The sequence below is a fragment of the Paraburkholderia sp. genome, from assembly GCF_035501035.1.
GTDB lineage: Bacteria > Pseudomonadota > Gammaproteobacteria > Burkholderiales > Burkholderiaceae > Paraburkholderia.
Window position 1 is genome coordinate 1 of record NZ_DATJWR010000039.1, and the last position, 8,159, is coordinate 8,159.

Annotated in this window: 6 protein-coding genes and 1 pseudogene; 5 read left to right on the forward strand and 2 right to left on the reverse strand. The window is 59.7% G+C overall.

All coding sequences use genetic code 11. The features are described 5' to 3' along the window. Positions 1 to 456, forward strand: a pseudogene (locus VMJ11_RS02480) (IS6 family transposase); the annotation flags it as partial. 149 nt (positions 457 to 605) lie between these two features. Here VMJ11_RS02480 and VMJ11_RS02485 read toward each other — a convergent pair. Then, positions 606 to 3,146: a DUF3772 domain-containing protein gene (locus VMJ11_RS02485; protein WP_325616581.1), complete on the reverse strand. Its 2,541-nt coding sequence runs from the start codon at positions 3,144 to 3,146 to the stop codon at positions 606 to 608. Between the two features lie 264 nt (positions 3,147 to 3,410). Here VMJ11_RS02485 and VMJ11_RS02490 point away from each other — a divergent pair, with 264 nt between their 5' ends. Beyond that, a complete protein-coding gene (locus VMJ11_RS02490) occupies positions 3,411 to 3,593 on the forward strand; it encodes a hypothetical protein (protein ID WP_325616583.1) in 183 nt (60 codons plus the stop codon). Between the two features lie 297 nt (positions 3,594 to 3,890). Then, positions 3,891 to 4,946, forward strand: coding sequence for an AI-2E family transporter (locus VMJ11_RS02495; protein ID WP_325616585.1), 1,056 nt, complete (start codon positions 3,891 to 3,893; stop codon positions 4,944 to 4,946). Positions 4,947 to 5,033: 87 nt separating this feature from the next. Here VMJ11_RS02495 and VMJ11_RS02500 read toward each other — a convergent pair whose 3' ends face one another. Beyond that, entirely contained in the window at positions 5,034 to 5,804 is a 771-nt protein-coding gene (locus VMJ11_RS02500) for a TetR/AcrR family transcriptional regulator (RefSeq protein ID WP_325616587.1), read from the reverse strand. A gap of 332 nt (positions 5,805 to 6,136) precedes the next feature. Here VMJ11_RS02500 and VMJ11_RS02505 point away from each other — a divergent pair, with 332 nt between their 5' ends. Together VMJ11_RS02505 and VMJ11_RS02510 are read left to right on the forward strand one after the other, a co-directional pair. Continuing rightward, a complete protein-coding gene (locus VMJ11_RS02505) occupies positions 6,137 to 7,309 on the forward strand; it encodes an efflux RND transporter periplasmic adaptor subunit (protein ID WP_325616590.1) in 1,173 nt (390 codons plus the stop codon). Next, positions 7,306 to 8,159 (forward strand): efflux RND transporter permease subunit (locus VMJ11_RS02510; RefSeq protein WP_325616589.1); only part of this gene is annotated, 854 nt, incomplete at its 3' end. The genes VMJ11_RS02505 and VMJ11_RS02510, both read left to right, overlap by 4 nt.

Sequence of the window (8,159 nt, forward strand, 5' to 3'; positions counted from 1 at the left end):
GCCTTCACTATCCGCTTGATGTAATTTTGGTATGCGTGCGGTGGTATGTGGCTTATGCGTTGAGTCTGCGCAATCTCGAAGAAATGATAGCCGAGCGCGGTGTCAACGTTGACCACTCGACGGTGGACCGCTGGGTCATCAAACTTGTGCCGCTGTTCGAAAAGGCGTTCCGCCAGTACACCATCGACAAGAGCGACGCGAACTTGGCCGCCGTTGATGCCCTGAACGCCGAACAGGAAATGCCGATCCGGATCCGACAGTACCTGAACAATGTTGTGGAACAGGACCATCGTGCGATCAAACGCATCATCAGGCCGATGATGGGCTTCTAGGATTTCCGCTGCTTGCGCATCATCCTCTCCAGTATCGAGCTCATGCATATGATCCGCAAGGGCCAGATGAGTGGCGACACCACCCGCAGCGTCGCCGTTCAATTTATACTCGTTGATTACATAAGGCATCCTAATCTAATGCCGGCTTGCTAAACCTTCATCGCTTATCGCGACACAATCCCTCGAAGTTCGTAATCTTCTTATCTGCGTATTGCAGAAGGCTTACGCAAGTACATTGTTTCCGGGTGCGCAACGTCCGTCGCAAGACCTGCGCTACACCTCGACGCCGCCCGCAGTATTCCGAGCGTTCGCCGATACGCCCGTTGCGCCGGCCAACGAAAAACTGCTACAGGATGGTCCGCCCGAAGCCGCCACAGGCCCCGTGGGTAGGCAACCGTGCGGCGCACGGATCAAAACCGTTCGCGAGTTCGACAACGGGATCTCCGCGGCACGTAGTCGCTTCAGCATGGCGAACAGGAGTTCACTTTTGGTGTCGGCAGCGATCCTGGGACTCCTCACATGCCCCGTGACCGTGAGCGTGATGCCGTCGGGTGTCAACTGACTGAACATGACGGACGGCGACGGATGCTCCAGAACCGAGGGGTGATCCCTGTAGGCGTCGAGAAGAATCTCGCGGACCCGCTCCGGGTCGACATCCAGCGCGAATGTAAGCATCAGGGAGGCGATACCTTGTGTGGTGTTTCCCATCGTGACGTTGCGCACATTCTGCGAGATGAGCTGTGAGTTCGGCACGATCACGGTCGACTTGTCTGCGAGCTGGATCTGGGTGGCACGCACACTAATGCGCCGTATGTCCCCCTCGATGCCGGCGATGCTGATCATGTCGCCCACCTTCACCGGCCGCTCCGCGAGCAAGATGAGTCCGGAGATAAAGTTCTTTACGATCTCCTGCAGACCAAAACCGATTCCCACCGACAATGCACTGACTATCCATGCAAGGTTGTGCCATTTGACTCCTAGCACAGACAAGGTCTGCAGCACGACGAGTACGTAACCGATGTTCGCAAACAACGTCAGCAGCGACGCGCGCATGCCGGGACTCATTTCCGTCTTCGGCAACAACTCCCTGTCGAACCATTTGCGCACGGACCGCACCAGATAGATTCCGACGCCGGATGTGAGCAGGGCGCTGAAGATATGAGCGGGGACGATATTGAGCGCACGCAGCCGGTCGCCGCCTAGCACCTCGAGAATGCTGTCGATAAGGTCCGCGGGCGTTGTTCCGAGACCGCCTGTGAGCAGCGCAATGACTGCGGCGACGATGAGCGCGCTTCGGCAAATCCCGGCAAGCACTGTCGAAATCTGTGCGAGATGAGTATTTTCGATGCCAAACAGATGCTTGATCGTATTGCCGCTTGCATGCGCCGGAGAAAAGATGCTTTCGCATACATCGCGCGTAAGCATCACGAGAAAATAGAGGCTGCAGAGGACGATGTCGAACCACACGAGTTCGTAGGTCAGGAAACGCGCAACGGAAATGTACCCGCATACTAATGCAGCCAGGGCGCCCACTATGACAGCGCAGACGGCGGCATGAATCAAACCCGCAAGTGTCGACCGACCTTCAGGCGAATTTCCGGCGGCGGCAAGTGCGGTACGTACGCGGTTCGCATGAAGCAACGAAGCGCCGATGGTCAACGCGACGATCAACGCGACGAGACCGCGAGTGAAAATCGTGAGCTGAAGGCTGGTGTCGACGGCTCGGTTGATTTGCTCTATCGCCCCTGAAAAGAGCAGGAGCGCGGCCAACGTACGTGGAAAAGATCTGAGCGCCTGCGCAACCGGATCAGCGATAGCAGGCAGGCGCCAGGTGGGATGTCGGGTACACAGGAACGCCCTGCCAAGCGCGAGGACCAACGCACAATTGACGATGTGCTTGACAAGCTCGTCAGCGAAGGTCTGAAGGGCGGGTGACAAGCTTTGTTGATTGACAATGGCCATGCTGACGAGATGTACCGCAACCATCGTGGCTGCCAGCGTCGCAAACACGGTCGATATCGCGAAGGCACTGCGCCGCAGCCGTCCTTCCGGCAGACGTCGAAGGCAAACCAATCCTAGTGTTCGTTCAAGAAGGCTAGCACCAACTGTTGCGCAGGCTAGCGCGGCCAGCAGAAGGATCGTCGTGGCGAGGAAGCGTCCCGGTTGCCACATCGATCCAATCTGCTTTTCGACCTGCTCGCCAAACGCTCGCAGACGCTGATAGTCAGCCGCCTCCGGGTGAACCATGGGCACCCAGAACGCAGCGCTCAGAATGCTGTCGGTGCGAAGCGCGAGTTGGTCTTTCAGATGTGCATGAAGCAGTCGTGCAATCTGTGCGTCGACGTTGACCAGATTGCCTTTGATGCGTTCCGCCTGTCTGACTTGCGCATCAAGTCGCGTTTTCTGCGCCGTGAGGGCGTTGCGTTGCTGGCCGACGGCGGGTGTTTCCGAACTTGCACCGCCAACGGGCGCCGCTCCCAGCACATCGAGCTGCGCATGCGTCCTGCCAAGCTCAGGCTGCAGCGAGGTTGCGAGCAGTCTGTCGACCTCGTCGGCTATGCGCCGGCTCAGCGAGGCCAGTTCGATCAGTTCGGCATCACCGGTTGCGGTCGATGCGCGCTGCCTGATGGCGTCTTCCCTGGCCTGAAGCACATTGAGTGCTTCCGCCGCGTCGGAACCGACCCCGGCCATGGGCAAAAAATAGCCACTATCAGCCCCCGGAGGCGGGGTGCCGGCCGCGCACGCTACGGCCGCAACGAGGCCAGACAATGCAAGGACGATGAGGCGGAAAGTGGCCAGAAGTGCTTGTTGCATAGCTCGGGCATGGGAGTAGACGCGCAGAACGTCGTTGCTTGCCTGATGGCGCGGCAGGCGCCATCCATCAATGTGCCCATGCCGTAATGGACAGACGTTAGCGGTCAGATGTGAAAAGTGACAACTATATCATAAATGATTTATACCTTCGTTGACGAGCCTTGCTCGTGCGTTGGCGAGATGGAAACAAACAATTGCGAGCGTCGATTCCACGTCTGCGGCGCCTATACTTTCCGCCGTTACCTCAGCCGGGAAGGAGTACTCATGGAGAAGCAATTCATCGCGAGGATCGGTAAGGCCAAACCAGAAAGCGCTCACGAGATCATCCAGGCCGCGCTTCGCAGTGCTGCTACGGCGTCGACGCCCAACGGCGCCATTGACCTGCTTGGCGAGGCGCTGCTGGAATTGGAGCGCCTGTTTGCTCTGAATCGTGAGCGGGTGCACTGAACGCCATCGGCGCACGTGTTAGCCGGAGAACGGATGCAATACTCCAATGCGAAATGTCGATGAAGAGGTCGCTTACTGCACGTTGACTAACACTGCAATAGTGATAACATTATCATCTGGGCGGGGCACTGGTGCCCCCGCTGCAGGTGTGCGCGATGCATGGTGATCACATCAGGGTACAGGCGGCGCATGCAAGCTTCCATGGTTCGGCAGAAATATCTGCGATGCGCGAATGCAAACCATGACCAGCGCCGCTCGTGTGCCGAACAGATGCTTTAACGCCGGAAGGGCGTACCGATGACTGCCTACCATCGCCAATCATTGTTTTGGGGAGCCGTTGCCCTGTCGGCTGGCGTCCTGCTATGGACCCTGCGTCCCGTCCTGACGCCGTTTCTGCTCGGTGCCATGATCGCGTACGTTTTGCAGCCGGGCGTGGAATGGCTGTTACGTTATCGCGTACCCCGCGGTCTTGCCGCGTTTGTCATGATTTCGTTGTTCGCGTTGCTTGTCATGCTGCTCATTTTGCTGGTATTCGTGGTCATCCAGAGGGAAGGGCCCGAGCTCGCAAAACAGGTGCCTTCGCTGGTGACCAAACTGGACGCAATGCTGCAACCCTGGCTGGCTTTTCTGGGAATCCACTACTCGCTCGATCTGGCGAATGTCCGCGACGCATTGACAGCGCGACTGATATCAGGCGAGCACGGCGCTGTCCTCGCTGCGTGGCAGTACGTGCGTACGAGCGGCGACATGATGATGAGCATCGTCGGCAATGTCGTGCTACTGCCGCTCGTCCTTTTCTACCTTCTCTACGACAGGCACGAGGCGCTCGAGCACATGGAAAGTTTCGTGCCGCGGCGCTGGCTCGGAAGAACCCGGCACTTCGTTGCGGAGATCGATCACATGCTGGCGCAGTACCTCCATGGGCAACTGCTCGTCGTCGTGATCCTTGCGGTGTTTTATCCCACAGCTCTGGCTATCGTCGGACTGGACATTGCGCTGCCTGTGGGACTTCTCACCGCGCTTGCCGTGTTCGTCCCTTATATTGGATTCTCGAGCGCGCTGGCGCTTGCGCTTCTCGCTGCGTTTCTGCAATTTGGGAACTGGTACGGCTTCGCGGCGGTGGTCGCCGTATACGGAATCGGGCAGGTACTCGAGAGTGTCGTTCTTACACCCAGGCTCGTTGGCGAGCGCATCGGCCTGCATCCGCTGGCGGTGATTTTCTCGTTGCTGGCGTTCGGGCAACTATTCGGTTTCTTCGGCGTGCTGCTTGCCCTGCCTGTAAGTGCCGTCGTTGCTTCGGCGTTGCGAGAACTACGGCGGGGCTATCTTGCAAGCACACTTTACCGGGACTGATGGTTTGGCGACCAGTTGCCGCTGCGCGCCGCACCGGCATGCAATGGATGACGCTCGATCGCCTGCAAGGACCTGCCGTGTCTGGCGTCATGCGGCCGTATCGCTTGAGATGTTCGCTGCCTGAGGGGGCGCCGGGAGTGGACGGCGCGCAATCGTTTCGGCTTCGGTGCGTCTGAGGCCGAACGCCTGCAACACAATGACCGCCGTGCTTTCGGAGAAACTTTCGTTCCTCGATCGAAGGGCCTTTCGTGCGTGAACCGCCCGTTTTGAAGATCCAGAGAGGTGGAGCTCAGCAGCGATTGCAGCGACAACAGTGCCGATCACGGAAAACACACACATCAGTTCGTCCGCGACCATGAAGCGCCGTTCCGAAATCCCTCTCTTCATGTCCCGCAGCAGCCGTTGACCCAGCCCCCCGCTCAATGCTCGCGTGGATAGCCCTTCGCGTATCAGTAGTTGGCCCCAAACCGGCTCCCGGTGGGCCCGCAAAAGCGTATGACGTACCGACACCGCGATCGCCTCGGCCGGGTCGGACAACCCGGCTGCGAGACGATCGAGCGTCGTCGCGAATTCCTCGAATAACCATTCGACGAGCGCGGCGAAGATTCCTTCCTTTGAGTCGAAGTGGTTATAGAAGGACCCGAATCCCACGTCGGCGGCGTTCGTAATCTCGGTGATCGTGACGCTGTCCATTCCCTTTTCCGCCATTAGCGCAAACGCTGCATCGAGCAAACGAAGCCGCGTTTCAAGCTTGCGTCGGGCCACGCGCGGCGATCGTGTTGCGGTGGACTCGCGACCAGCCACCGGCACCTTCGCCAGTGGCCGACGACTCGTGCGGGAAAGCGGGGCGTTGGGCATGTTAGCTCCTGGAACCGTATATCGTCATATTTTAGATTTTGCTGTCATAGTTGACAAGATTATCATGAATGGGTCTAATGTCATCCGTGCGGCGGTGGACGGCATCAGCGAATGCGGCCGTCAAATGATGCTGGTCCGCTTCGAGACACGCGTGGCGTACCGGCTCCGATGGCCTGTCAAATAAGCGCTGGTCGCTGTTCCACCGGGGTGTGAAAGAGGACCCGTTCCGCACCGATGTCTTTGTTTTCGCGCTCCTGGCAACGTGCGCTTCTCGCAGGCGCGGCTGGCCAACGACGCCAATGACTTTTCTACCCGTATTGATCACCTGCCTTGTGAACATCGTGAAACAACCCGGTCTTGTCGCGCTGAAACGAGTGCGCTCCCTGTTACCTTCCTGCTTTCTCTCGACGCACAAGTTGACTGTCGTCGTTGCAGCGTGCAGCGCCGTCGCGCTTGGCGCGTGCCACCAGCATGACGCAGTCGTCCCGGAGGCCAAGCCGGTCGTTGCGCTTGCGGTCCATCCGGATGGGCACGTTGAGATCAACTCGTTGCCGGCACAGGTACAGGCGCGTTATTCCACGCCGCTGTCGTTCCGGGTGGGGGGCAAGGTCATCGAGCGACGAGTGCATATCGGCGATACGGTCAAGGCGGGACAGGTGGTTGCGTTGCTCGACCCGACGGATCTGCAGAACAACCTCGTCAATGCGCGCGCGCAACTCGACGCCGCCGAACATCGCTTCGTTTTTGCCAGGCAGCAGCTCGACCGCGATCAGGCTCAGGCACGTGCGAACCTGATTGCTCCCGCGCAACTGGAGCAGACCGAGGATGCCTACGCTTCGGCGCTTGCGCAGCGCACCTCCGCGCTCGCCCAGATGGCGCTCGCGACGGATCACCTGCGCTACGCGACGCTGACCGCGGACCACGACGGCGTCATCACTTCCGAGGATGTGGATACCGGCCAGAACGTTCAGGGAACCCAGGCCGTGTATCACCTCGACTGGACGGGCGACGTCGATGTCGTTTGTGACGCGCCTGAAAGAACGCTGAACGCGCTCGCCGTCGGCAGCAACGCGCGCGTTACTTTGCCTGCGCTGCCGGGCAAGACTTTCGAAGCGCGCGTGCGCGAGGTTTCGGCTGCGGCCGACCCGCAAAGCCGCACGTGGCGCGTGAAGCTCACGCTGACGGCACCGAGTCCCGAGGTACGTCTTGGCATGACCGCGAATGTGGCATTCAGCGCAGCGGACGATGCCGGCCAGGTCTTCACGCTGCCGGTGACGGCGCTCTTTCATAAGGGTGAGAATCCGGCCGTGTGGGTAGTGCGTAAAGGTAGCGACACGCTCGAGTTGCGCCAGGTCACGATCGAGCGGTACGACGAACACACTGTCTCGTTCAGTTCGGGGTTGCACGATGGCGACCGCGTCGTCCTGCAGGGCGTGCATGCCGTGAGTTCCGGGCAGCATGTGCAGGTGGTGCCTCCGCTGCATTCTGAGGACGCTTCGGTATGAACGCGCGCGACCACGAACACGCGCTCGACAGCGCGCCGGCGAACGTTTCCGGCGAGGAAAGCGCTAGCGGTACGGGCTTTAACCTCTCTTCATGGGCGCTGCGGCACCAGCAGCTCGTGATCTTTCTGATCGGGCTGGCCACGCTTTTTGGGGTGATCGGCTATACCCATCTAGCGCAATCGGAAGACCCGCCGTTCACGTTCCGGACGATGGTCATCAAGACGTACTGGCCGGGCGCGACCGCCCGCGAAGTGCAGGAACAGATCACGGACCGGATTGGGCGCCAGCTGCAGGCGGCGCCGTATGTCGACAACATCAAGAGCTACTCGCGCCCCGGCGAGTCGATGATCTTCTTCGCGATGAGGGACTCGGCACCGGTCAAGGAGGTGCCTGAGACCTGGTACCAGGTTCGCAAGAAGGTGGGCGATATCGCGGCGACACTGCCGAGGGGAACGGTCGGACCGTTCTTCAACGATGAGTTCGGTGACGTCTACACGAACATCTACGCGCTCGAAGGCGATGGCTTCACGCCCGCGCAACTGCACGACTATGCGGACCAGCTGCGTACGGTTCTGCTACGCGTGCCGGGCGTCGCGAAGGTCGATTACTTCGGCGACCCTGATCAGCATATCTTCGTCGAGATTTCGAATGCGCAACTCACGCGTCTGTCGATCTCGCCGCAGCAACTCGCTCGTGCAATCGATGCGCAAAACACCGTCGCACCTGTAGGCACCATTACGACGGCGGACGACCGCGTATTCGTGCGGCCGAGCGGCGCGTTCAAGAATGAACAGGCGCTCGCGGACACGCTGATCACCGTCAACAACCGCTCGTTCCGTCTTGGTGACAT